The sequence below is a fragment of the Flavobacterium sp. KACC 22763 genome (genome assembly GCF_028736155.1).
Taxonomy (GTDB): Bacteria; Bacteroidota; Bacteroidia; order Flavobacteriales; family Flavobacteriaceae; genus Flavobacterium.
Map to the genome: position 1 here is coordinate 4,915,857 of NZ_CP117879.1, position 26,271 is coordinate 4,942,127.

15 protein-coding genes are annotated in these 26,271 nt (G+C 35.0%); 6 read left to right on the forward strand and 9 right to left on the reverse strand.

Annotated elements, in window-relative coordinates; translation table 11 throughout:
- Positions 1-89 precede the first annotated feature (89 nt).
- Positions 90-1,331: a glycosyltransferase family 4 protein gene (locus PQ463_RS20685; protein ID WP_274255284.1), complete on the forward strand. Its 1,242-nt coding sequence runs from the start codon at positions 90-92 to the stop codon at positions 1,329-1,331.
- Between the two features lie 58 nt (positions 1,332-1,389).
- On the opposite strand, the gene PQ463_RS20690 is transcribed toward PQ463_RS20685, so the two are convergent.
- From PQ463_RS20690 to porU, 8 genes are all read right to left on the reverse strand, one after another.
- The gene (locus PQ463_RS20690) at positions 1,390-2,280 is read right to left on the reverse strand and encodes a helix-turn-helix domain-containing protein (RefSeq protein WP_274255285.1); all 891 of its coding nucleotides are present in this window, start codon (positions 2,278-2,280) and stop codon (positions 1,390-1,392) included.
- 71 nt (positions 2,281-2,351) lie between these two features.
- Positions 2,352-2,903 carry a carboxymuconolactone decarboxylase family protein gene (locus tag PQ463_RS20695; protein ID WP_274255286.1) on the reverse strand — a complete coding sequence of 184 codons (552 nt, stop codon included), beginning with the start codon at positions 2,901-2,903 and terminating at the stop codon, positions 2,352-2,354.
- Between the two features lie 369 nt (positions 2,904-3,272).
- A complete protein-coding gene (locus PQ463_RS20700) occupies positions 3,273-5,120 on the reverse strand; it encodes a hydrolase/aminopeptidase (RefSeq protein ID WP_274255287.1) in 1,848 nt (615 codons plus the stop codon).
- 91 nt (positions 5,121-5,211) lie between these two features.
- Positions 5,212-6,849: a dihydrolipoamide acetyltransferase family protein gene (locus PQ463_RS20705; protein ID WP_274255288.1), complete on the reverse strand. Its 1,638-nt coding sequence runs from the start codon at positions 6,847-6,849 to the stop codon at positions 5,212-5,214.
- 4 nt (positions 6,850-6,853) lie between these two features.
- Positions 6,854-7,852: a pyruvate dehydrogenase (acetyl-transferring) E1 component subunit alpha gene (gene pdhA, locus PQ463_RS20710; protein WP_111379359.1), complete on the reverse strand. Its 999-nt coding sequence runs from the start codon at positions 7,850-7,852 to the stop codon at positions 6,854-6,856.
- A gap of 159 nt (positions 7,853-8,011) precedes the next feature.
- Positions 8,012-8,494, reverse strand: coding sequence for a cytidine deaminase (gene cdd, locus PQ463_RS20715; protein ID WP_274255289.1), 483 nt, complete (start codon positions 8,492-8,494; stop codon positions 8,012-8,014).
- A gap of 79 nt (positions 8,495-8,573) precedes the next feature.
- On the reverse strand, positions 8,574-9,779 hold the full coding sequence (gene porV, locus PQ463_RS20720; RefSeq protein WP_274255290.1) for a type IX secretion system outer membrane channel protein PorV: 1,206 nt from the start codon (positions 9,777-9,779) through the stop codon (positions 8,574-8,576).
- A 40-nt stretch (positions 9,780-9,819) separates the two neighbouring features.
- A complete protein-coding gene (gene porU / locus PQ463_RS20725) occupies positions 9,820-13,656 on the reverse strand; it encodes a type IX secretion system sortase PorU (RefSeq protein ID WP_274255291.1) in 3,837 nt (1,278 codons plus the stop codon).
- Between the two features lie 212 nt (positions 13,657-13,868).
- Between porU and gldJ the strand changes: the two genes are divergently transcribed.
- On the forward strand, positions 13,869-15,554 hold the full coding sequence (gldJ, locus tag PQ463_RS20730; protein WP_111426152.1) for a gliding motility lipoprotein GldJ: 1,686 nt from the start codon (positions 13,869-13,871) through the stop codon (positions 15,552-15,554).
- A gap of 117 nt (positions 15,555-15,671) precedes the next feature.
- Positions 15,672-16,955: a UDP-N-acetylmuramoyl-tripeptide--D-alanyl-D-alanine ligase gene (locus PQ463_RS20735; RefSeq protein ID WP_274255292.1), complete on the forward strand. Its 1,284-nt coding sequence runs from the start codon at positions 15,672-15,674 to the stop codon at positions 16,953-16,955.
- Positions 16,956-16,989: 34 nt separating this feature from the next.
- Here the strand turns inward: PQ463_RS20735 and PQ463_RS20740 are convergent, their stop codons facing one another.
- Positions 16,990-19,869, reverse strand: a complete 2,880-nt coding sequence (locus tag PQ463_RS20740; RefSeq protein ID WP_274255293.1) for a triple tyrosine motif-containing protein — start codon at positions 19,867-19,869, stop codon at positions 16,990-16,992.
- Between the two features lie 345 nt (positions 19,870-20,214).
- On the opposite strand from PQ463_RS20740, the gene PQ463_RS20745 reads away from it, so the two are divergent.
- From PQ463_RS20745 to PQ463_RS20755, 3 genes are read left to right on the forward strand one after another with little or no spacing between them, the layout of a single operon-like run.
- Positions 20,215-23,445, forward strand: coding sequence for a SusC/RagA family TonB-linked outer membrane protein (locus PQ463_RS20745; RefSeq protein ID WP_274255294.1), 3,231 nt, complete (start codon positions 20,215-20,217; stop codon positions 23,443-23,445).
- Positions 23,446-23,461: 16 nt separating this feature from the next.
- Positions 23,462-25,168 carry a RagB/SusD family nutrient uptake outer membrane protein gene (locus PQ463_RS20750; RefSeq protein WP_274255295.1) on the forward strand — a complete coding sequence of 569 codons (1,707 nt, stop codon included), beginning with the start codon at positions 23,462-23,464 and terminating at the stop codon, positions 25,166-25,168.
- 28 nt (positions 25,169-25,196) lie between these two features.
- On the forward strand, positions 25,197-25,988 hold the full coding sequence (locus tag PQ463_RS20755) for a hypothetical protein (protein ID WP_274255296.1): 792 nt from the start codon (positions 25,197-25,199) through the stop codon (positions 25,986-25,988).
- Positions 25,989-26,271 lie beyond the last annotated feature (283 nt).

Here is a 26,271-nt window from a genome sequence, read left to right on the forward strand (position 1 = left end):
AAAATTAGTGTTTTTTTGCGACCGAATTTCAGGAAATTGGGTGCAAATCCGCGGAAAAAAGCATTATTTTGTAATGTGAAACAAAGTTTATGAATCAAATAAAAAAACTTTTAATTGTTGGGTTCGTTTGGCCCGAGCCAAAGTCTTCTGCTGCAGGCGGAAGAATGATGCAATTGATTTCTATTTTCAAGGAAAATGGATTTGAAATTACATTTGCAAGCGCGGCTCAGGACAGCGATTTTATGGTTGATTTATCTGAATTTGGAGTAATAAAAAAAAGCATCGAACTTAATTCTTCAAGTTTTGATGATTTTGTAGCCGAATTAAATCCAGATGTTGTCTTGTTTGATCGATTTATGATCGAAGAACAATTTGGCTGGAGAGTTGTTGAAAAGTGTCCAAAAGCGATTCGAATTTTAGATACAGAAGATTTACATTGTTTAAGAACTGCAAGGCAAAAAGCTTTCAAAGAAAACCGCATTTTTGAATTAGAAGATTTATTGTCAGAAGAAGTGGCAAAAAGAGAAATTGCCAGTATTTTGCGTTGCGATTTATCTTTGATTATTTCAGAATTTGAAATGAATATTCTAAAAGAGGTTTTCAGGATTAATGAAGACTTACTTTTTTATCTTCCTTTTTTAGTTGATGAAATGAAAGAAGAAGATTTGCAGCAATTGCCTTCTTTTGAAAACCGAAATGATTTTGTTTTTATTGGAAATTTTCTTCATGAACCCAATTGGAATACCGTTCAATATTTGAAAGAAGCCATTTGGCCTTCTGTAAAAAAAGATTTTCCAGAAGCAGTTTTGAAGGTTTTTGGCGCTTATCCGTCACAAAAAGTATTGCAATTGCATCAGCCTAAAAACGGTTTTTACATTATGGGAAGGGCAGAAGACGCCAATGAAATTGTAAAAAATGCAAAAGTAGTTTTGGCGCCAATTCGTTTTGGAGCAGGATTAAAAGGAAAATTGCTGGAAGCCATGCAGTGTGGAACGCCAAGCATAACTACTTCTGTTGGTTCTGAAGCCATGCATGCAAATTTGCCTTGGAATGGTTTCATTGAAGATGATTCAGCAGAATTTGCTAAAAAAGCGATTGAGCTTTACCAGAATGAAAATCTTTGGAAACAATCTCAAAAAAATGGAATTGAAATCATAAATAAATGCTATCAAAAAAAGGATTATTCAGAGAAATTGATTTCATTGACAAATTCATTTTTGATTGATTCAAAAAGCCATCGTCTTCATAATTTTATGGGGAATTTGTTGCAACATCACGCTTTTAAAAGCACGATGTATATGTCAAAATGGATTGAAGCGAAGAACAAATAGTCACAGTTTTCAAGTCTGTAATTGCTGAAGACTGCGACTGAAAACTGAAAACTCTAAACTAGGCTTCCATTTTGCCAAAACCAACAGTTTCACGATACATTTGAGGTGAAACATCTGCATTGGTTTTAAAGAAACGGCTGAAATAATGTTCGTCATCATAACCTAATTCGTAGGCAATCTCTTTTACTGTTTTATTAGTCAAGTATAATTCTCTTTTAGCTTCAATAATAATTCTTTCTGAAATCAAATCGGTTAAGGTTTTGTTGAAATAATTCTTAGACAATTTTGCTAATGCTTTTGGGGAAATGTTTAATAACTCAGCATAATTTCCAGCTGAATGTTTAGTTTTAAAATTGAGTTCAATTGCATCTTTCAAGCTTTGAAGAATTAAAGGCTCTTTTGAATCTGGAACCGATTTCATGTCTTCTAATTGTTCTGTTTTTAATCTTGAAGCTGTAATTAAAAAGATCTTTAAATAAGAAATCAATAATTCGTACTGCGCTAATTCTGCATTTTGAATCTCAGCTTTCATTTGGTCAATCACCATTTTAAAAGTCTGTTCCGCTTGTTCTGTAACCTGAACATAAGGTGGCTGATAAATGTTATTGAATAAAACGCCATTGCACGAAACCTCTTTTTGATGCATGTGAATGCAATAAAAGTCGGGATGAAAATGAATCGCAACTCCTTCAATTGGCTCATTCACACAAAGCATAAAAGGCTGATAAGGCGAAAAGGCAAGAAGAGAGTTTTCTTCAAAATGATGCTCCGCAAAATCAGCTTTTACTTTGCCTTTTCCTTTGGTCACCCAAATTAATGAGTAGTAATTGTTGCGCTGTAAATGATCAAAATGGCTGTTGTCGTCAAAAGGAAGAATTTTAAAAGCCAAATTACCGTTTTGCGGATTGATTAAAGTGAAAACATTCTGAGAGCTCATATTCGGTTTCATTTTTAAAAATATAAAGATAGTTATGAAATGAATTCACAACTATCTCTATAACTTGTTTTTTGTCGTCTAGATTAGTTTTGCAATTCCAAGTTGGAAACTTTTGGAAAGTCAATTTCTGTATTGGCTACGTTATTAAAGTAGTTTGTCAGAACGTTTAAAGCTACATGACCAATAGTTTCTGCAATTTCAGCGTCAGAAACTCCAGCGTTTTTAGCTTTGTTTACATCTTCGTCATTTACTAAGCCGCCTTTACTGATTAATGTTTTTGCTAATTGTAAAATCGCTTCTGTTTTTGCATCAGTAGAATTTCCTGTTCTTGCAGCGTGTAAAACCGCTGGATCTGCTTTTACTAGTTTTTCTCCAATAAAGGTGTGAGCTGCCAAACAGTAATCGCAAGAGTTGCTTTCTGAAACGGCTAAGGCAATTAATTCACCTGTTTTTGCGCTTAATTTTCCGTGGCTCAATGCGCCGCTTAAGTTTAAATATCCTTCCAAAACCGCTGGAGAATTTCCCATTGTTCTCATCATGTTTGGTACAACGCCTAATTTTGCCTGAACTGCGTTGAATAAATCTTTAGTTTTTCCTGTTACTTCTTCTGGGTTTAAAGCTGTTAATCGTGCCATTTTATTTAATTTTTAAAGTTGTTATTTGTTGTTGTCTTTTGATATTACAAAGTTGCGACGATTGCAGATTTTAGAACATGGAGAAAGTACGCTATGTGATGGATAATTTTCCCTGATTGTTTTTTGAAACAAAAAATCCCCGATTACATATTGTAATCGGGGATTTAACATTATGATTTATCCCGTAGGGATTGCATATCGGTAGAAAAAGAATAGCGCGAATTATGGTCATTTGTCCCGTTAGGGACTATACATTATGACGAATCGGTTTAGTCCCTGACGGGACAATAGAAACGATCGTAATTTTTTTTCTACCGATATGTAATCCCTTCGGGATATAAAATTATAAACGAAATTGTTTGTAATTATTTATTTCAAAACCCCTTCAACAGCTTGAATAGTTGTAGCATGATAACCAGATTTAGCTTTGTCAAAAACCTGTTTAGCCCAAACTTTTCCTTCAGGAGTTTTAACCATTTCTTTATAAAGCATCATTACAGAACCTGTTCTGCTGATTCCGATTAAAAATTGCTCAATTGCAGGATAGGCAGGTTTATATTGATGACGTAATGCCTGAACAAACCATTGACGTTTGATAATGAAATTTCCGCCTTTTGTAAAGTTGAATTCGTTGTCAATGGCTTCCATTTCTTTAACTGTGATATCAGCAGGAAGATGATCTATAAAATGTTGTCTTTCTGCAGTTGTAGTGATTTTTTTGCTTAAACCTGCAACACCAGTTTCTCTCCAGCTTTTTTGGATTACGTCAATAGCATCAAATTCTGCAGAGCTAACTGGAAGAATGTTTGATGGGATTCCAGGTTTGTAAATCCAGTTGTCCAATTGGATTTTATCTGCTAAAACTTTGTCGCCTTTGATTAGGTTTTCATTCAAATATTTGACGAAATCTTCTGTTGTAATAGATTGAAAAGCATGAGAATCGAAATAATTCTTAATAAACGGATCAAATTTCTCGCGTCCAACCGCATTTTCAATAACTCTTAAAAAAGAATATCCTTTTACATAAGGAATCATGCTGATTCCGTCATCAGGGTTTCTTCCTGTCAAACTAACTTTTAATCTCGTATCTGGACTTGTGTCTCCATATTCGGCAACATTGTCAACCAATTCTTTATTGGTGATAACGTTTTGCATGTCAAATTCTTTCTTCCCGAAAATAGCTTCTCCAATTCTATGTTCAACATAAGTAGTAAAACCTTCGTTTAACCAAATATCATCCCACGTTGCGTTTGTGACTAAGTTTCCGCTCCAGCTGTGCCCTAATTCGTGTGCTAACAAACTTGTAAGCGAACGATCTCCAGCAAGTACTCCAGGAGTCAAGAAAGTCAAGTTCGGATTTTCCATTCCGCCATAAGGGAAACTTGGAGGTAAAACCAAAACATCATAACGTCCCCATCTGTATGGTCCGTATAATTTTTCAGCAGCATTTACCATTTTTCCAAGTTCAGCAAATTCGTACGCCGCGCTTTTTAGAACAGATGGTTCTGCATAAACTCCAGTTCTGTTATCGATTGCTTGAAATTCAATATCTCCAACTGCAATTGCCATTAAATAAGAAGGAATTGCTTTGTCTTGTTTGAAAGTATAAATTCCAGTGTCATTTTTCTTCTGCGGATTTACAGCGCTCATAACCGCCAATAAATCTTTAGGAACCGTAACTTTTGCATTATAAGTAAAACGAATTCCTGGTGAATCCTGACACGGAATCCAGGTTCTAGACCAAACACTTTCGCCTTGAGAGAAAACAAAAGGTTTCTTTTTGTCGGCAGTTTGCTCTGGTTTTAGCCATTGCAAAGCTACACCATCTTTAGTGGTATTGTAATAAATATTTACTTTGGTTGTGTTTGGCTCGATTGTAATATGAAGTGGTTTTCCGTGAAATTCTGTGGCTGCACCAAGCTCGAATTTTGTTTCTTTTTCGTCGTCACCTAAAGTTACTTTTGTAATGTTTAAAGTGTTTTCGTCAAAAATAATTTCGTTTCCTTTACTGATGTTGTCAATTGTCCAAGATGCTTTTCCAGAAATAGTTTGTGTGTCAAAATCAACTTTGATATCAAGATCAAGATGCTTTGCAATAGCAAGTTCTGGTTTAGAGTAACTGTGTTCGTCTGCAACAGCAGCTGTTTTTTCTGTTTGCTCTTTTTTCTGGCAAGCAATTGCTGTCAGAAATAAAGCGACAAGAATTAGTTTCTTCATTTTGTGAGGTTTTGAATTTGAGGATGAAAATTAAACAAAAAATCCCGTTTTGAATAAACAAAACGGGATTTAATTATAAAATTAACAACGATTACGCCAACATTGTAACTGGGCTTTCGATGTATTGTTTTAATGTTTGTAAGAACTGAGCTCCAGTTGCACCGTCAATTGTTCTGTGGTCACAAGCTAATGATAACATCATTGTGTTTCCAACTACGATTTGACCGTTTTTAACTACTGGTTTCTCAACAATTGCACCTACAGAAAGGATTGCAGAGTTTGGTTGGTTGATAATTGAATTGAATTCAGTAATACCAAACATACCAAGGTTAGATACTGTAAAAGTACTTCCTTCCATTTCTTGTGGTCCAAGTTTTTTGTTTTTAGCTCTTCCAGCAAGATCTCTTACAGATCCACCAATTTGAGATAAACTCATAGCATCTGTAAATTTCAATACAGGAACTACTAATCCGTCCTCAACAGCTACGGCAACACCAATATTTACGTGGTGGTTGATGATGATAGCATCTTCTTTCCAAGTAGAGTTGATTTTTGGGTGTTTTTTCAATGCTAAAGCACAAGCTTTGATTACCATATCGTTGAAAGATACTTTTGTATCTGGAACGCTGTTGATAGCAGCTCTAGCTTGCATTGCTTCGTCCATGCTTACTTCGATCACTAAGTTGTAGTGAGGAGCAGTGAATAAAGATTCAGAAAGACGTTTTGCAATGATTTTACGCATTTGAGAGTTTTTGATCTCTTCTGTGTAAACTTCACCAGCAGGAACAAATACTTTTGGAGCAGCAGGAGCAGATGCTTCTTGTTTAGCAGCAGGAGCTGAAGCAGCAGTTTGTGCTTGAGCAGATGGAGTAAAGTTTTCGATATCGCTTTTTACGATTCTTCCGTTTTCTCCAGATCCTTTAACTTGATTTAATGAGATTCCTTTATCAGAAGCGATTTTTTTAGCTAATGGAGAAGCTAAAATTCTTCCTCCGTTTGAAGTTTCAGCAACAGTTTCTGTAGCTTGTGCAGCAGGAGCGGCTTTTGTTTCTTCAGCAGCAGGAGCACTTGCAGTTGCAGCGCCGCCAGCAGTAAAGTTGTCGGCAACTCCAGAAATGTCAGTTCCTGCAGGCCCAATGATAGCTAATAAGCTGTCAACAGGAGCAGTGCTTCCTTCTTGAATTCCGATGTATAATAATGTTCCAGCATTGAAAGACTCAAACTCCATAGTAGCTTTGTCTGTTTCAATTTCTGCTAAGATATCTCCTTCAGCTACTGTATCGCCAACTTTTTTCAACCAAGTTGCTACAGTACCTTCAGTCATTGTATCACTTAAACGTGGCATAGTTACAACTATAACACCTTTTGGTAATTCAGCCGCAGCTTTTGCAGGAGCAGCAGTTTCAGTTTTTGCTTCAGCAGGAGCATCTGCTTTTGGAGCTTCAGCAGTAGGAGCGTCACCACCAGCTAAAAGAGCAGAAATATCTTCTCCTTCTTTACCAATGATTGCTAATAATGAATCAACAGGAGCAGTTTCTCCAGCTTGAATTCCGATATGTAAAAGAGTTCCTTCGTTAAAAGATTCGAACTCCATTGTTGCTTTGTCTGTTTCAATTTCAGCTAAGATATCACCTTCGCTTACTTTGTCGCCTACTTTTTTAAGCCAAGTTGCTACCGTTCCTTCAGTCATAGTATCGCTCAAACGAGGCATTGTTACTTTAATCGCCATGATATTATAATTTATGAGGTGTAAATGGATAGTCTTCTTGTGCGTATACTACATCGTATAATTGTTTTAAGTCTGGGTATGGAGATTCTTCAGCGAATTTCGCACACTCTTCAACCAAGTCTTTAACTCTTTGGTCAATTACTTCAATTTCTTCTTCAGTAGCATATTTTTGATCCAAGATTACGTCAAGAACTTGCGTAATTGGGTCGATTTTTTTGTACTCTTCAACCTCTTCTTTAGAACGGTATAATTGTGCATCAGACATAGAGTGTCCTCTGTAACGGTACGTTTTCATTTCAAGGAAAGTTGGTCCGTCTCCGCGACGCGCTCTTTCGATAGCTTCGTGCATTGCTTCGGCAACTTTTACAGGGTTCATTCCGTCAACTGGTCCGCAAGGCATTTCGTAACCTAAACCTAGTTTCCAGATGTCAGTATGGTTTGCAGTTCTTTCTACAGAAGTTCCCATTGCATAACCGTTGTTTTCAACGATAAATACAACTGGAAGTTTCCATAACATAGCCATGTTGAAAGCTTCGTGAAGAGAACCTTGTCTAGCAGCACCATCACCAAAATAAGTCATAGTAACACCGCCAGTATTAAAATATTTATCTGCGAAAGCGATACCCGCCCCAACTGGGATTTGAGCACCTACGATTCCGTGTCCACCGTAAAAACCGTGTTCTTTAGAGAAAATGTGCATAGAACCTCCCATACCTTTAGAAGTTCCTGTTGCTTTTCCTAAAAGTTCTGCCATTACGTTTCTAGGATCAACTCCCATACCGATTGGCTGAACGTGGTTTCTGTAAGCAGTAATCATTTTATCTTTGGTCAAATCCATAGCGTGCAAAGCACCTGCTAGTACAGCTTCTTGACCATTATATAAGTGTAGAAAACCTCTAACTTTTTGTTGGATGTATAACGCTGCAAGTTTGTCTTCAAACTTTCTCCAAAGTAGCATGTCTTCATACCACTTTAAATATACCTCTTTTGTAACTTCTTTCATCTGAATTCTTTCTTTTGCTAAAGTTGTTTGTGTTATCGATTATTGTGCCTGTAACGCAAAATAGTTTCCTCCCACAAATTTGCGCCCGAAAGGTCGGGATGCAAAAATAAGACATTACATTTAAGAACTAAAATTAAAACGCTACTTTTTGGCTTTTTTTTACAAGAACTTTTTGTCGAACATCAATGGGAGCAAATTTTTTAGGGATGATGATTTATAAATTTCACCAATTTCTCCCATAAAATAGATTTCAATAGGGGTATCTTGTTTTATTTCGTATTCGGCGATTGATTGTCGGCACGATCCACATGGCGGAATAGGGGCAGTAGTCTGATTGAGGTCTGAAGCGGCTGTAATTGCCATTTTTAAGATTTTGGCCTCCGGGTATGCGCTTCCTGCATAAAAAATAGCAGTGCGTTCTGCGCAAAGTCCAGACGGATAAGCTGCATTTTCTTGATTAGAACCTAAGATAACTTTTCCATTATCTAAAAGTAAAGCCGCGCCAACTTTAAATTGTGAATAAGGGGCGTAAGCTTTTTTTCTGATTTCGACAGCTTGGTTCATTAAATCTTGAATTTCGGCTGGAAGTTCATTTAAATTATCAAATAGTGTAAATGAAGTGGTTAAATTAATTTCTTTCATCTGTTTATAAGGGAAAAAAAATCCAAATTCCTAAAATGCCGGAATTTGGATTGAATTATTTTTATGTTAATCGCCTTTCTTAATAAGTGTCGTATTTGTCTCCAAAGTTAAACGTTAAAGAGAAACGAAGCGTGTTTTCTAACGGGTTTTTTATTTTAGATGCTGAGAATAAGTACGAAACATCAATTTTCATAATGTTGTATTTAAATCCTGCTCCTAAAGAGAAAAATTGTTTAGCACCTTTTTCTGGGCTTTCGTGGTAGTATCCTAAACGGAATGCAAAAGCATCTTGATACATATATTCTCCAGCGATACTGTAGGTTACTTCTTTCATTTCTTCTTTAAATCCGCCTGGTGCATCTCCAAAAGATTTGAACATTCCTTCAAACCAGCCAATATCATTATAATTTCTATAGCCGATATCTGTTGCTTCTTGTTGAGAAATATCTTCAGGGTCATCAAAGTCTCCGTCACCATTTACATCTACAGGTGTTCCGATTCCTGGAGGAGTTGGAACTAAAAGTTTAGTAAGTTCAGCGCTTAAAGTAAGTTTGTTGTAATCATCAAAAATAAAGTCAAATCCTCCTCCTAATCTTAAATTAGCTGGTAGGAAGTTTGAACTTACATTGTCATTATCATAACTGATTTTTGGCCCCATATTCTGAAGGTTGATACCAGCTCTCCATCTACCGTTGAAATCTTGATAAGCAATTTCTTCCGATTGGTAAAAAGCAGCTACGTCTACCGCAAATGAACTTGCAGATGTGGCATCAACTTCTTCTGAAGCGACTTTTAAATTCGAGTTAATAAAACGAGCAGCAACTGCCATAGAGAACTCTTCACTTAATTTAAGTGAGTATGATCCGTCTAAAGCAAATTCGTTTGGATTTACTTCTCGCACCGCTTCATTTGGGTCTCCAGTGTATCTCAACTCGATTCCTCCAAAACCAAAATAACGAAAACTTCCTGCAAATGCACTTCGCTCGTTGATTTTGTTGTAATACGTAACCTGACCTAGCGAAATATCATTGGCGAGATCTGTCAAATAAGGGGTGTAACTGATGGAAAGGCCTTGTGCATCTTCAGAAAATGCATACTTGGCAGGGTTCCATTGTTGTGAGAAAACGTCGGCAGAAGTGGCTACACCTTGATCTGCCAAACCAGCTGCTCTAGCATCAGCAGCGACTAATAAAAAAGGTACTCCAGTAACAATAGGCCTTGATTCCTGGGCCTTTGAGGTGTAAATGCTAAAAATACAAATTAGTAAAAGTGATAGTTTTTTCATTTATGGGATTAGTGTTTTGGTAGTGCAAATATATATAATATTATAGGATGACAAGCTTTTCGTATTTTTCTGCTTTTTTATTTGTTAAATTCGATTTTACAGTCAGTTTGTAAATATATACTCCTTTTCCGATTCTGTCGCCAAAATCGTCTCTTCCGTCCCATGTTATTTCTCTTGATAAAAACCCTTCTGTTGTAACAGTTTGGTTTTTTGTCCAGACTACTTTTCCTGTAATTGTCATCACCTGAACTTGTACGTCTAATGGTTCATAAGGTCTATTATGGGAAAACCAAAATTGTGTATAAGTTGAAAATGGATTTGGGTAATTAAGAACGTGTGATAATGTCAAAGAATCATCTCCTACAACTGTAAATTGAATCTCACTCGTAACGGGATTATTGTAAACATCCCAAGCGGTAAAACTTACGGTATGCAGTCCAGGAGCTAAATTTCGGAATGGAAAACGTAGATTTCCGTTGGTGTAATCATCTAATTTTGTCTGATAATAATCATTCAAAATGTAAGGATTACTTACGTCTCCATCTAAAATAGCGACAATATCATGTCCGATTCCGCTTGCTGTATTAATTCCGTTCTCATCTTCTAAAAAAGCCAAAAGAAATGGCGATTCATTTGTAATTCCACCAGATACAAAAGTTTCATCGTTCATATATAACTTCACTTTTGGACTTATATTGTCCTGAGGTGCATTTTCGTTAATTCCTCCAATTTTTATGGTATTATTATAGCCAGTTTGGTTTTCTAATGATTCATTTTTTTTTGAATAAAAGCTGATTCTGCCATTGTCAACAGGGATTCTAATGTCTCTAGGAACAACAAAGCTAAATTCAAATTGACCGTTGGTAACTGATGCATTTCCTCTAAAAATGGTTTCGCCAAGAGTCTTAAATTGCATTGGAGGGCTAAAACCGTCATTATTTAAAGTGGTATTCGTAATTAATTTGTCAAATATAGCGGTAGCCAATTCTCCATTATAATTGCTTAAAAGGATGTTGTTTTCGTCTGTGATTTCTCCTGAAATTTTAATTTTTGACAATGATTTCAAATCAGGAATTGCTTGCGAAATCACAATATCGTTTACTTTTGTTAAATTAATTCTCGGTTTTGGAATAGCGAGCATTAAAGCGGGATCGCCGATATAAAATACAACATTGCTAGAAGAGCTCGGATTTTCATTTTTGGATATTCTTAAGGATTCTGCAATAGTATTGTATTGATTTGAGCCATAAGAAAGAAGGTTTTTGTTAATTGTTCTGTTGAATTCTTCGGCGTTTGTCTGTCCGATTTCGCGAACTGTAGTCAGCATTGAAATTGCACCTCCTTTTGGATTCCAATACACATATTCTCCAGCTGTAGGTCTTGTTGGATCGTCAAAACGAGAAAATTCACATGTGATTGTAATGAATAGTGGATATTTGTATTGATTGGTAAGGTTTTGTCCATCAGATTTCTCCCAAATTCTTTCGCTGGCCAATCCATCCTCGCCGCCATGTCCTAAATAATTAAATATTAGGGCACCTTTTTCAAAAGCATTAAAAAAGTCGGTTCTTGCTTTTGGGTATCTCGATCCGCCTGCAGAAGCTTCTTGAGTGTAAGCGTCTAGAAAAATTTTGTCGATATTGAAAAAAGGTTTTTCAGTCGCGATTTGATCTGCAAGAGCATTTTGGTTTGCTTGTAAAGTCTGGTCGCCTGCTTTGTCGGAGTCATCGCTAATTAAAACTACATTGTTTCGCCAGTTCCCATAAGATTTTGTGTCATGATATTCTAAAACTTTATTTACCATTTCCTGCGCTTGCGCATTGTCTGAAACTAACATTCTTCCTAAGGCAATATCAATTCCGGCAAGAGACGGAATGACAACTCCTTCGTTAGTGTCCATCAATCCGTAAAAATCATCAGAAGCAAATGAAGCTTCACCTACGGTATTACTTATTAAGGATTGATATATAGGTACAATATTAGTGTTATTCGAAATTCTGTCTTTGTAATCATACGAAGCATCTCCGAATAGATTTATGTAGCGTACTTTTCTCTCTGTAGACGAAGCATTGTCATAAATATATTTGATACAATTTCTGATAGCGACAATATCTTGTTTGCCAGAAGAAAATTCTTGATAGATGTTTTCTAATGCAATAACTTTTACATTTAAATGGGAGTTTGTTCTATGGAAATTGGCCAATCTCTCGGCTTGAGAAGCTAAAGATTTTGGAGTTATTATAACATAATCAATATCCTGAAAAATATTTTGGCTGTTTCTAAAAAGTGTTCCTTTTAAATTCTGATTGGCAATTTTTGACTGATTTTCTTTTAATGGAGCGTAATAATCAGAAGGATCTATTGCAATGTATTTTTTAACCTCTCCTAAATTAGCTTTAAAGCTAAAAGAAGGCAGATTGGTGTTTTCAATTTTAGAAGCATTGTATAGGTCTGTAACGTCCCAGATTTGAGTTATTCCTGATGCGTTTCCAATTGTATAATTGGCAATTCCAGCTGTAGAACCCGCAGCGTTGTATTGAAAATGAAATTGTTTTCCTGTGCCTAAAAGTTTTCGTTTTGCAGTTAGGTTGATGTAATCTAAATAGCCTTTTGATCCTGGAACACCATTATTATTATAAGTAAGTTTTATTTTGATATTGTCTGTTCCAGTAAATTGAGCATTTGCAGGGAGTTTGCCTATTGTGTATTTCGTGTCAGAGTTAGCTATTAAAGATGGGAAGCTTATAGAACCTACGCTTTGTCCGTTGGCTGTTATGGCAAAAGAAGTAGGCGTTAAAGACGCAGCGGCTGCGCTTAACTCTATTTTCACAGGTACAGAAGTGTCAAGATTTGGAAAACTAAAAGTGAACTCCTGCTCTTGATTAATGTCAAATGATTCTCCGAGCCATTGACGTCCAAGATGCACAATGTTGGTTTGGTCAATTTCATGGTATTGATAGTCATCAAACGTGTTTAACTCTAAAGTGCTGTTTCCTGTCGGTTGATTTAGGTTCTGAATTCGCTTTCCATCACCGCCAGAAACGGTGATATAATAATAGGACTTGTTGTCGTATAAGTTAATGTTGGTTTGGCTTTCGGAATTCCAGTTGTCAGTTCCTTCAGCATAAAAAAGAATATAATCTTCATTGTTAAAAACACCGTCGTTTTCGCCAGCTATCTGAATTGCGTTTTCTGTTAAATCATTAGGATAATAAGCACTGTTGGCAAGAGGAAGCATTCGTCCTCCGTTTCCATAGATTTTGATTCTTCTCGGATCAACTTTAGATGCGTCGAAACCTAAGCTTTGTAAAAAAGACCTGTCTATTTTATAAACTCCTGATTTCTGAATATAAAAGCGATACCAATCTCCAGAAGCCAAAACAGAATTTACAATTGCGGCAGATTTTTGAAACGAGGAAACAGATGCAGTTCGTGCGGTTGTATTGTTAATAAAGTAAGAAAAGGACTTTATTCGTTTGTAGCTGTTTCCTTCTTTAATTATAGGAGACAAAGAAAGGAAAGAATATTGTATGTCTCTTGCGTTGGTCACAATTACCGATTCGTTTGGTTTTTCAGGGATGTTTTCAGGTGTTAAATCGCCTAAATCTGTTCTGGAAATTGATTCGTAAACAATGTTGCTAATTTGCGCAGAACTGCCAGCTGAAATGCCAGATTGATTTAGATTTTGAAGCAATATTATGCTTTTTTTTGTAATGTCGAAGCGAAAACTGCTTCCTGAGAAGTATGGAATTGTGATTTTGTTTTCGCCATAATTTACCTCTTTTTTGTTTTGCCAATCGATTGTTATAGTCCCATTTGTCTGTGAAAACGAGAGAATTGGAATTAAAAAAAAGTAAATTAGAAATGCTTGCTTCATCGGTTAAAAAGGCGAAATTTAATTAAAAAATAATTAGTAAGTAAAAATATAGTATTTCATGTTATAGTAATAATAAAAAGTATATTTTTGCGTTCGTAACTAAAGGTTATTTTCTGGTAAAAAACAGCTAAATAAAATTATTAGAACAGATGTTGCCAATTAAATGTTAATTATTATATTGCAGCACCTAAATTTATCACCTAAGAATGAGTATGAAAGTAAACAAAATTGTAGTCTTGCAGTTAATGATGTCAATGGTATTGATGTTGGGCACGGCTAGTTGTAGCAAAAAATCGAGTTCCACTCACGCTTCTAGAGCTACTGGCTGGGATGTAGATAGTCAGAATGGAACTGCTGCCAGAAATGCAGGTAAAAAACAACAGGCTGGTCCTGGTTTGGTTTTTGTTGAAGGAGGTACGTTTACTATGGGTAAAGTACAGGATGATGTTATGCACGATTGGAATAACACGCCAACTCAACAACACGTTCAATCATTCTATATGGATGAAACCGAAGTTACGAACGGTATGTACTTAGAATACCTAGAGTGGTTAAAGAAAGTTTTTCCACCAACAGAAGAAAATTACAAAAACATTTACGAAGGAGCGTCTCCTGATACATTAGTTTGGAGAAATCGTTTAGGATATAACGAAACGATGACTAACAACTATTTAAGACACCCATCTTATGCTAACTATCCTGTAGTTGGTGTTAACTGGATTCAAGCTGTTGAATTTAGTAAATGGAGAACAGACCGTGTAAACGAGGCTGTTTTAGAGAAAAGCGGATATCTTAAAAAAGGAGCTAAAACAAATGATGTTAATGCTGAAAATGCATTTAATACGGAAGGATATTTAATGTCTCCAAGTACATCACGCGGTGCAAGCGAAGAAATCGTATTAAAGAAAAGCCCTGATGGAAGAAAACCAAAAGCAGGAAAAGACGGTGTAGTACCTGAACAGACAAATGTATATGCACAACGTTCTTCTGGAATTATTTTACCAGAATACAGGCTTCCTACTGAAGCAGAATGGGAATATGCTGCTGCTGCTGATGTTGGACAAAGAGAGTACAATATCTACAAAGGACAAAAGAAATATCCTTGGTCTGGAGATTACACACGTTCTAACAAACGTAAAAACAAAGGTGATCAATTGGCTAACTTTAAACAAGGAAACGGTGATTACGGTGGAATTGCAGGTTGGTCAGATGATGGAGCAGATATCACAAATGCTGTGAAAAGTTATGCGCCAAACGATTTCGGTCTATATGATATGGCAGGAAACGTTGCAGAATGGGTAGCTGACGTTTACAGACCTATTATTGATAACGAAGCAAATGATTTCAACTATTACAGAGGTAACCAATATGCTAAAAACAAAATTGGTAAAGATGGTAAAATCGAAATCGTTACAACATCTACTATTAAATATGACACTTTAAGTAACGGTAAAGTTATTGCAAGAAACCTTCCTGGAGAAATTGCACAAGTTCCAGTTGATGAGCAAGAAACATACTTGAGAACAAATTTCAGTACAAGCGATAACATCAACTACAGAGATGGTGACAAACAATCTTCTAGATTTTTTGATTTTGGTGATTCAGAGTCTGGACCTAAAGCAGATCAGGCAATGTACAACTCTCCTAAGCACAACGTTACAACAGACAGTTTAGGAAAAATGATCAGAAAATATGATAACTCTAGTAAACGTACAACTTTAATTGATGATAAAGTAAGAGTTTACAAAGGAGGATCGTGGAGAGATAGAGCTTACTGGTTAGATCCAGCTCAAAGAAGATACTTCCCTCAAGATATGGCAACAGATTATATTGGTTTCAGATGTGCAATGTCTAGAGTAGGTTCTAAAGCTGAAAAAAGAAAATCTCCTAGAAACTAAAATTTAGGAATTCAAATAATAAAAATTCCAAATTCCAAAAGCTGAATATTCAGTCTGGAATTTGGAATTTTTTTATTGTTTTTTTTCTACTTTTATGACTTATTAAAAAAATTATAGATGAATATTCAAGACATTCATAACTTGTTTTTACAGTGCAGTTCTTTATCTATTGATACTAGAAAGATTGAAAATAATTCGATGTTTTTTGCTATCAAAGGAGAGAATTTCGACGCTAATACATTTGCCAAAGAAGCATTAGACTTAGGCGCTTTATTTGTCGTTATTGACAACGAATCTTATTTTATTGATGATAGGACTATCTTGGTGGAAAATAGTCTGCAAACACTTCAGGAATTAGCAAAATTCCATAGAACTTATTTAGCGTTACCGATTGTTGCTTTGACAGGAAGTAATGGAAAAACAACGACAAAAGAATTAATCAATGTTGTGTTGTCAAAAAAGTTTAAAACAAAAGCGACTATTGGCAATTTAAACAATCATATTGGCGTGCCATTAACTTTGCTTTCGTTTACAAAAGAAACAGAGATTGGAATTGTCGAAATGGGAGCCAATCATCAAAAAGAAATCGAATTTCTATGTCAGATTGCGCAACCTGATTTTGGATACATAACTAATTTCGGAAAAGCGCACTTGGAAGGTTTTGGTGGAGTTGAAGGAGTAATTGCTGGTAAAAGCGAAATGTATCAGTACCTTGCCGCAAACCAGAAAATTGTTTTTGTAAATCTAGAAGATCCTATTCAGATTGAAAAATCAAAAGGGATAAAATCATTTACTTTTGGAGTAAAAAAGGAAAATGCAGATTTAAATATTCAGAGTATTACCGCAAATCCTTTTGTGGCTATAGAGTACAATGATTTTGCTATAGAATCGCATTTAATCGGACTTTATAATGCTAATAATATTAATGCAGCAGCAGCAATTGGAAAGTATTTTGATGTAAAAGAAAGCGATATAAAGAGCGCTATTGAAAATTATATCCCAGCAAACAATAGATCTCAGATGATGCAAAAAGGATCAAATGAGATTATTTTGGATGCTTATAATGCTAATCCTAGCAGTATGGCTGTTGCTATTACCAATTTTCTACAATTAGACAAGAAAAATAAGATTATGGTTCTTGGAGATATGTTCGAATTAGGCGACGAAAGCCTTTATGAGCATAAGGTTATTGTCGATTCTTTAGCAAATCAGAATGATGCTCAATGCTTCTTATTGGGTAAATCTTTTTTTGCTAACAAGATTTCGAATGAGAATATTCAGTTTTTTGAGACATTTGATGCCTTTGCTGAATTCCTAAAGACCTTCAAGTTCGATTCTAATATGATATTAATAAAAGGTTCGCGAGGCATGGCCTTAGAAAGAACGTTAGATTATATTTAAAAAGAAAGCCATTCAACACTGAATGGCTTTCTTTTTAAATACTCATTAAGAACCCAATTAGGTTTTCTTTTTTGTTTAGTCCTAGTTTCTTTCTTAGACGGTAACGTGCTAATTCAACTCCGCCTGTAGAAATATTCATAATTTCAGCTATTTCTTTGGTAGACATATTCATTAATAAATAAGTAGACAAATCTAATTCTCTAGGAGAGATGGTAGGATATTGTCCTTTTAATCGCTTTAAAAATTCGAAGTGAACGTTTTTAATGTGTTTTTCTAAGTCTTTCCAGCTCTTGTCGGTGTTTACTTCTTTTACAATACTTTTATGAAGTTTGCTAAATTCTGCTTTAGTAGTATCGTCTAATATGGCAGTGTCTATGTCTTTCAGTTTATGAATAATTCCGTTTAAAACTTTATTCTTTTTAACTACTTGTAAAGAGTTGTTTACTAATTCTTTGTCTTTTGCTAAAATTTTAATTTGAAGCTTATCGTTTTTCAGTTTTTCGATTTCTTTCTCTAAATCATGCTGTTCATGTCTGATTTTTGATTCTTTTTCTAGGTATAATCTTCTTTGTTCTATGGTTTCGTAATACCTATTTTTTCTGATTTTCAGTTTTATCCTAACAGAGATCAAGTATGCTCCAAGTAAAATGAGCATCAGGTAAAACAAATAAGCCAGAAAATGCCTGTACCAAGGTGGAGATACTGTAAATTCGACTTCAGTAATGTTTGATTCTATGCCATAGCTATTTCTGGCTCTTAATTTCATTACATAATTACCTTCCCTTAAATTGGTATATTCTTTTATCGCTGTAGATGACCAGCCACGCCAATTTTCTTCAAAAGGTTCTAATTTATACGAATACATTACGTTTTCCTGATTTTCATACGTTGGCGATGCAAAAGTAAATTTGACACGATTGTACTTGTAAGGTATGCTGTATGATTCCAGTTTGCTGGTTAGATTTCCAGTTAAAATCGTATCTCCAGGATTGGTAAAACTTTCAATAAAAGCTTTCGGCTTTGTCATAAAAGTGTTTGGAATAGTCGAATTGTAATGCGCTAAACGATCTGTTAAACCAATAAAAATATTTTGCGGATCTATAGCGTTAACCGAAATATAATTGTTTACCAAATTTCCGGTTAAGTTAGAGAATATGGCCTGTTTCTTAGTAAAAGTTCCATTTTTATTTTTGACCAATACGCCAAGTGATTCGTTAAAAGCATACCACAGATTTCCTGCAGAATCCTCAATTAAGGTATTTATAGTTGGGATTCCGTTGAATAAGTTTGTTATTTTTTTATCTTCAAAAAATGTTTCCTGTTCGACAGAATATCTGTAAAAATGATTTTTTACTTGGAAGTATACTTTACCGTTAATGTTCTGTAGACTGTTTATTCCTTTAAATTTTTCTGAAATGTTAACATGTTTTTTTATGAAATCAAACCTTTGTAAATCTTCCGATAACTTTACTTGATATAGGAACGGATTTTTCTTCAACCACAAATAATTTGCATCTATTTCCACAGAAAAATTATTGGTCGTTTCGTCAAAACCTTTTACTTGATGTAAATAGTCGTATCCTGTTGCTGATCGTTTGAAAACCGAAAAACCGTTATAACTTTCGCCTATTATATAGTTTTCATGATCGGGTATTTTTTTAAATCCGAAATAACCTTTGTTGTCAAGTATTTTTGAAACCCTATTGTTCTCAATAATTAATGCTCCACTATTACTGGCACATATTAAAACATTATTTATGACTTGAATATTCCAAACTTGAGAAATTGTCCCTTCAACCCTTGTAAACGGACTGTCTTTAAAGGAGCTTCCCCATGCATGATAAAATAATCCCTGGTTTGTAGCCACATAAAGATTTCCGTTATGGGTTGTTGAAGCATATACTGTTCCTATATTGTAACTATAATCAAAATAGGAGAAGGGTGAGTTTTCATTTATAAAAGTGATACCATTATCAAGTCCTAGCCAGATATTATTTTTCTTGTCTACAAAAGAGGCTAAAATAGTATTGTTTTGAATTCCTTTCTGACGATTTAAATGTTGAATTATTTTTCCATTTAAATCGCAGATAATGGCTCCGTCTAATACAGAATTTAGTATTATAAATCTGTTTTTGATGATGGCTCCTCCAAGAGAGGTGTTTTTCTTGATAAACTCGTTGGCTTCTGTTGCCCAAGGCTTGATAATACCGTTTTCTGATACGAAAAGACCTTTTTCTAGAGTGGCATATAATAATCTATTATTTGATAATGGAAAGAGTGACCATATTTCTTTATCATTAAAAATAGTAGTGCCTTTTATTGCGGTAAGTTTTCTGTTTTTATATTCTAGCAGGCCTAAAGTTTTGTCCTGAAAATACAGACGGTTGTTTACCAAAAATGAAAATTGAAATTTATGCGGGGCAGTTAAAGTAGTCACTTTTTCATTTTTTAGAAAGAATACTTTGCTAAAGGATTGAAAAATAACTTCTCCATTAAAAATGTGAATCCTCCAGATAAGATTAATGTTTTCTTTGTCTATTGGGCTTAAGAGATTGTATAAAGAATGATATTTTAAGATTCCCTTCTCGTCATTTTTAAAATACCCAAATTCATTGTTTCCTCCAACAAATATCCTTCCTAAAGCATCAATTTTTAAGCTTCTAATCTCAGATTTGTTTGGTAAGGAGTATTTGTGCCAGTTTGAACCATCAAATTGAATCAGACCGCTATTATTTGCGAAATAAATATTTCCATTTTTGTCCTGATCAATGCTCCAGTTTTGAGTTCCTCCTTTATATTCTGATCTTTTATAGTTTTTTATGTCTGGAATTCCAATATTTTTTACTTGAGAGAAACTTTTTATTTGTAAGAAAAATAATAAAATTAATACAAAAGATCTAACTGTGGATTTCATAAAATTTTAAATATATTTTTATTATAAATGCTTTATTTTGATTTTAAATTGTTGATTTATCAATCATAATAAATCATGATTTTTAAATTATTTCTAATTTATAACGCAATAGTTGCTGTTAAACTAATGTAATATACGTTTTTTTTAATTAACATTTTTGTAACATTTTTTTTTAAAAATTAAATCATTGTGAATTAATTAATTATGAGTTATATGTTGTGTTTTTGTAGAGTGTTAAAATTTAATTTGAAGTGTTTTTGTAAAGAAATTTAATCTAATACTTATTAAAATTTAACATTATAATTGCATCAAATTACTAATTAATTAACCAAAATTTTTAGAAAAATGAAATTGACAAAATTATTTATTTTTTGTGTTTCGTCTTTACTGTTTTCTGTAGTCGCATTTGCTCAGGATGTGACTATAAATGGAATCATTAATGACGAAAGTGGATTACCCGTCCCAGGAGCGACGGTTTTAGTAAAGGGAACCAATAAAGCAACTGCATCTGATTTTGATGGGAAATTTCAGATTAGTGCTCCCTCTAATGGAACTTTAACAATTAGTTTTGTTGGTTTTGAAACTGTAAATGAGCCAATAGGCGGAAAAACAAAGCTTACAATTGCTCTTAAGGCAGTATCTCAAAGCTTAAATGAAGTTGTGGTTATCGGTTACGGTACACAAAAGAAAGCTTTGATTACTGGTGCTTCGACAAACCTAAAAGGAGAAACATTGCAGGAACTGAATACTGGATCTGCAATGGAAGCTCTTCAAGGTATTGCACCAGGTATTAGTATTACAAGAAATAGCGGTGCGCCAGGAGCTGGTACAAAAGTCGTTATACGTGGTATTGGTACAATCGGAAATTCAAATCCTTTGTATATCGTGGATGGTGTCTCTGTGGGAGATATCGATTATTTGAGCCCTTCGGATATTGAATCTATAGACGTTCTTAAAGATGCGGCTTCTGCTGCAATCTACGGTTCTAGAGCAGCAAACGGGGTTGTTCTGGTAACTACAGTGAAAGGACGTAAAGGAAAACCAGCTAGAATTTCTTATGACTCTTATTTTGGAATTCAAAACATCTACAAAAATCTGGATCCTTTAAATGCACAAGAATACATGTATATCATGGACGAAGGAAGGGTTAATGATGGACTTGCGCCAAATGACTGGAAAAAGATGCTAACCAGCAACGATTGGTTGGAGCGTAATTACCCTGGCGCAGGAACACAGCTTGGAGAAGAAATTTGGAATAAATTACAAAATGGTTGGACAGGAACAAATTGGATTAATGAAATGTCTAAAAAAGATGCTCCTGTGGTAAACCATACTATTAATATTACAGGTGGATCAGAAGATATCACATACTCATTAGGGGTTTCTTATTTTGATCAGGACGGTATTTTGGGAGGAAATATTATAGATGCAGGATTTAAAAGATTGACTACAAGGTTGAATACTCAAATGGTTTTGAAAAAGAATGACAGCCATAACATCATTACCGTTGGAGAAAATGTGACATACACAAATATTCAAAAAAGAGATGTTTCTAGCGGAAATATTTATGGAAATGACTTGCATAATGCTATAACTCAAAACCCGTTACAACCTGCTTATTGGCAGACCGCGATCGATAGAAATATTAACGAATTTGGATTTACCCCTACATTAGACGGCTTAAGTACAAATCAGACTAATCCTCTGGCTATAATGTATTATAGAAGTAATTACAATTATCCAAAAGATCATAAAATTATTGGAAATGTGTTTTTAGAGATTGAGCCTATTTCTAATCTTAGATTTAAATCTGTTTACGGAATTGATTCATGGTTTGGCTACAATAGAACAATGAATCCAACCTATCATTTAGGAGTCCTTTATGATGATGCAGTTGATGGTGCAACTCAATCTCAATATTTTGGAGCTAATTCAACTTGGACTAACACTGTTGCTTATCAAAAACAATTTGGGAATCATAATATTAACGCCGTTATTGGTACTGAATTATGGAAAAGAATTGTTGAGAATAACGTCTATGGTTCAAGAAACGGTTTGTCGTTTCCTAATGATCCAAAGTACGCTTATTTAGACAATACAAAAAGCCCTGGTTCTGTTGCCGATATCAATACAACAGGTTTTGACAAAGCAGCAGGAGGAGGCGCTGTTATGTCATATTTTGCTCGTGCACAGTATGATTATAAAGAAAAATACCTTCTTTCAGCTATTATTCGTCGTGACGGATCTTCTAACTTTGGTGATGGCCATAAGTATGGTAATTTTCCGTCGGTATCTGCAGGTTGGGTTATTACCAAAGAAGATTTTATGGCTAGCACATCAAAATATCTTGATTTCTTAAAGTTAAGAGCTAGTTGGGGGCAAAATGGTAATCAATATACAGATTATGCTTTTTACTATTCTTCTAATATTAAATATGCCTTCCCGGGTTACTTTTTTGGAGATACTAAACCGGTTTCTGGCCAGACTGCGTACCCTGCGAAAGTTACTAATGCAGATGTTACTTGGGAAACTTCTGAACAGTTAGATTTTGGATTAGATGCAAGTTTATTCAATTCTAGATTAGGAATAACATTTGACTGGTATAAGAAAAAAACTAAAAACTGGCTGGTTTTATCTGAATTGCCAGGAACTGCTGGTGCCGACTATCCTTATAAAAATGGCGGGGATATTGAAAACAAAGGTGTTGAATTTTCTGTAAGCTGGAAAGATAAAGTAGGCGATTTTAAATACGGTTTAACTGTGAGCGGCGCCTTTAATAAAAATGAAATTACAAGAATTGCCAATGCAAACGGTATAATTAATGGGCCAGCTCATGTGCTTTCTCAAGGAACGTCTGAAATTTCAAGAGCACAAGTAGGTTATCCAATAGGCGCTTTCTATGGTTTTAAAACAGCTGGAATTTTGCAGAATCAACAAGAAGTTGATGCTTATGTAGGGCCTACAGGTCAGCCTTATTTTAATGATCAGCGCCCTGGAGATGTTCGTTTTGTGGACCAAAATAACGACGGAGTAATTGATGAAAAAGATAAAGTAATTTTAGGAGATCCAAATGCAAACTTCCAACTAGGTATCCAATTAAACTTGGAATATAAAAATGTTTATCTAAATACTACAATGGCAGGTAAGTACGGAATGCAAGTGATGCAATCTTACAGATCATTTGCTGATATGCCGAAACAAAACTACACTTCAGATGTTTTTGATCGTTGGCATGGAGAAGGAACTTCAAACAAAATGCCTCGTTTAAGTTCAGTGTCAAACAGAAACACAAATTATATTTCTGATATCTATATGCAGAATGCTGATTATCTAAGAATTAATAATGTAACTCTAGGTTATAACTTTAATGAAATTTTGAAGGACATTAAATTTATTTCAAATCTTAAATTCTACGTTGCTGTAAATAACTTATACACATTTACAAAATACGATGGTATGGATCCAGAGGTTCGTTGGTCAGGAGATAATACAAATGCTCCATGGGCTTCGGGAGTAGATTTAGGTTTATACCCACAATCTAGAACAGTAATGTTTGGATTAAGTGCAGATTTTTAATATTAAAACATTGACAATGAAAAAACTAAGATATATAATAGCGATCTCAGCAATTTTTGTGGTATCTAGCTGCAATGATGAGCTTGATACAGAGAATCTTTCAGAAAAGAGCTTGGATAATTTTTATAAAACTCCAACAGATATAAATGAAGCAATGGCCGGTGTTTATAATGCCATCTATACAGTAAATGTGCATAGCGAAGAACAGGTAGCTGCCAACTTGATGGATAATATGATGTTTGGCGGGGGAGGTCCTGATGATAAATCGGCTAAATGGGTTGATAACTTTGAAGATCCTGCGGAAGACACTTATCGTGATATGTGGAAACAATCTTATAATGGGATTTCGAGAGCGAATGCTATCATAGAAAAAGCGTCGTTAGCAGATTTTTCCAAGCATTTTAATACGCCTCAAGAAGCAGAAGATTTTAAAAAACAGGCTGTTGGTGAGGCCTTGTTTATGAGAGCTTTCTTTTACTTCAGATTAGCTAAATTCTTTGGAGGAGTACCAATGATCATAAAATATGATGGAGATAGATTGGTAGCGAGATCAACTTATACCGAAACATTTGCGCAAATTGCATCCGATTTAAAATTGGCTATCGAGACTATGCCTGCCACGCCATTTCCAAGTATTCCGACTTCGAGATACGGTCATGCGAATAAGTGGGTTGCAGAAGCATACCTAGGGCGCGTATTTTTATTTTACACTGGATACATGAGTAATATTGAAAAGAAGGCAACTACAGATTTACCACTTGTAGGAGGAGGTTCTTTGACAGGAGCGCAAGTAGCAACGTATTTAAATGATTGCATCAATAATAGTGGACATAAATTGGCATCTGATTTTAGAAATCTTTGGGCTTATTCTTATGTAAATAAAAGTGCAGGAAAGAATGTATTGCCTTGGGCTACAACAGAAGGTTTGGCATGGGTAGGTCAAGATGGAGTCACTCCTACATTTGGAACAGGAAACTATGAGACTATGTTTGTACAAAGATTTTCTTTTGGCGACTGGGGCTGGACAAATGGTAATATTTATACCAACAGATTAGCCTTGTTTAATTCGTTGCGTGGTAATTCACTAGTTCCTTTTGGAGAAGGATGGGGATGGTGTACCGTAAACCCAAAATTGTATAGTGGTTGGGATGATGCAGATCCGAGAAAAAGAGGTTCTATACTAGAAGTAGGCAGAGCCGATCAAGGAACAGATGGTTATGCAAAAGACAAAGGAGATCATGAAACAGGATATTTTAATAAAAAATATACTTCGTTGCAGCATGATAATGGCAAAGGATCAAACGTAGGTATGTTTGTTCAGATGTATGCTTGGTCAAATGCAGATATGCAGTTAATGCATGCTCAAGACTTTATTTTCATGCGTTTTGCAGATGTACTATTAATGCATTCTGAAATTACCAAAACAGCAGATGGCATGAATGCGGTAAGATTGAGAGCACATTTAGGGCCAGTTGCATATTCTCTTGATAATATTAAAGCAGAACGTCTGCACGAATTGGCTTTTGAAGGAATACATTGGTTTGATCTTGTTCGTTGGGGAGATGTTGATACTGCATTTAATGATGTGATCCAAGTTAGAAATTCTGGAGTAGATGCTAATTATAGTGTGAAATACAGAACAGAAACGAAAGGTTTAGTTCCTATTCCAGAAGCAGAAGTAAGACTGCTAAATGGAGTTTACAATCAAAATCCAGGTTGGTAATATTCAATAACTTTTAATAATTAGAAAGATGAAAATTCATAATATAAAATATTTACTAATTGCTGTGTTTATGCTGGTCTTTTCGGCATGTGACCCGATTGTAGATGAACAACATTTACAGAATTCTACAGACGTTGCAGGGGTTGAATTAAAGAGTTCGCAAAGCCCTGCTGGTGGAAATAAGATTACCTTAAGCATGAACACGCCTGGTGTTACCGGTTATTGGGATTATAATTTAGGAAAAGCACTAACTAACGAAGTGACTATTGTTTATCCAATTCCAGGAAAATCAACTTTTACGTTCGTGGGTACGTTAGGAACAGAGTTTTTTACTAAAACCATAGACGTGCAGGTTGATAAGCTTGATACCCCATTAGATCAGGATTGGTATGATTTAGTTAGCAACAACACTACTGCTGGTAAAACATGGGTCTTTGATGGTGTTGCGGGTACAGGTGATCAGTACTGGTTTATGTCTCCTCCTGATAATCCAGATTCTGCTATGAGCGCATGGTGGAATGCAGGTGACTGCTGTCCTCCTTTGGATGCAAGCGGTAAAATGCACTTTGACTTAAATGGTGCAGCAAACTATAATCACTATCAAACCGCTTCTGCAGCAGCAGAAAAAGGAAGTTTTGTTATGGATATTGCTAATAAAAAATTATTTATTAGTAATTCTAAAATTTTAGGATACGAGGCTGGAAATACAGCTAATGAATATACTATTATTACACTAACAGAAGACAAATTAGTGCTATATGTTCCGAGAAGTTTAAAAGATCCTGGAACTGGCTGGACATTTGTTTACAAACCTGAATAATATATTTTGTGTTAGTTATTTCGAAAAAGGAAGACTAAAAAAATCCTTTTTCGAATTTCAAACATTTTATGCTTACGCTAAATTGTGCAAGCATATTTTAAGATTTAAACTATGGTTAGTTTAAGTTAAGTTTATTGCCTGGGTAGCCCATAATTTCGATTATGGGCTATTTTTTTTGCTTTTACTATGATAAAGGTGGATTTATTGTAAAGCATAGCATGAATAGAAAAGATAAAGTGTAAATGACATTGCGAGAGTTCAATTTTAAGAGTGCATTTGATTT

What these genes read in the sequence shown, in the direction of transcription:
- PQ463_RS20705 (WP_274255288.1), bottom strand. Translation starts at nt 6,849, where the DNA reads ATGGCGATTAAAGTAACAATGCCTCGTTTGAGCGATACTATGACTGAA.
- PQ463_RS20690 (WP_274255285.1), bottom strand. Translation starts at nt 2,280, where the DNA reads ATGAAACCGAATATGAGCTCTCAGAATGTTTTCACTTTAATCAATCCG.
- PQ463_RS20740 (WP_274255293.1), bottom strand. Translation starts at nt 19,869, where the DNA reads ATGAAATCCACAGTTAGATCTTTTGTATTAATTTTATTATTTTTCTTA.
- cdd (WP_274255289.1), bottom strand. Translation starts at nt 8,494, where the DNA reads ATGAAAGAAATTAATTTAACCACTTCATTTACACTATTTGATAATTTA.
- PQ463_RS20685 (WP_274255284.1), top strand. Translation starts at nt 90, where the DNA reads ATGAATCAAATAAAAAAACTTTTAATTGTTGGGTTCGTTTGGCCCGAG.
- PQ463_RS20750 (WP_274255295.1), top strand. Translation starts at nt 23,462, where the DNA reads ATGAAAAAACTAAGATATATAATAGCGATCTCAGCAATTTTTGTGGTA.
- PQ463_RS20700 (WP_274255287.1), bottom strand. Translation starts at nt 5,120, where the DNA reads ATGAAGAAACTAATTCTTGTCGCTTTATTTCTGACAGCAATTGCTTGC.
- PQ463_RS20735 (WP_274255292.1), top strand. Translation starts at nt 15,672, where the DNA reads ATGAATATTCAAGACATTCATAACTTGTTTTTACAGTGCAGTTCTTTA.
- pdhA (WP_111379359.1), bottom strand. Translation starts at nt 7,852, where the DNA reads ATGAAAGAAGTTACAAAAGAGGTATATTTAAAGTGGTATGAAGACATG.
- porV (WP_274255290.1), bottom strand. Translation starts at nt 9,779, where the DNA reads ATGAAAAAACTATCACTTTTACTAATTTGTATTTTTAGCATTTACACC.
- PQ463_RS20745 (WP_274255294.1), top strand. Translation starts at nt 20,215, where the DNA reads ATGAAATTGACAAAATTATTTATTTTTTGTGTTTCGTCTTTACTGTTT.
- porU (WP_274255291.1), bottom strand. Translation starts at nt 13,656, where the DNA reads ATGAAGCAAGCATTTCTAATTTACTTTTTTTTAATTCCAATTCTCTCG.
- PQ463_RS20755 (WP_274255296.1), top strand. Translation starts at nt 25,197, where the DNA reads ATGAAAATTCATAATATAAAATATTTACTAATTGCTGTGTTTATGCTG.
- PQ463_RS20695 (WP_274255286.1), bottom strand. Translation starts at nt 2,903, where the DNA reads ATGGCACGATTAACAGCTTTAAACCCAGAAGAAGTAACAGGAAAAACT.
- gldJ (WP_111426152.1), top strand. Translation starts at nt 13,869, where the DNA reads ATGAAAGTAAACAAAATTGTAGTCTTGCAGTTAATGATGTCAATGGTA.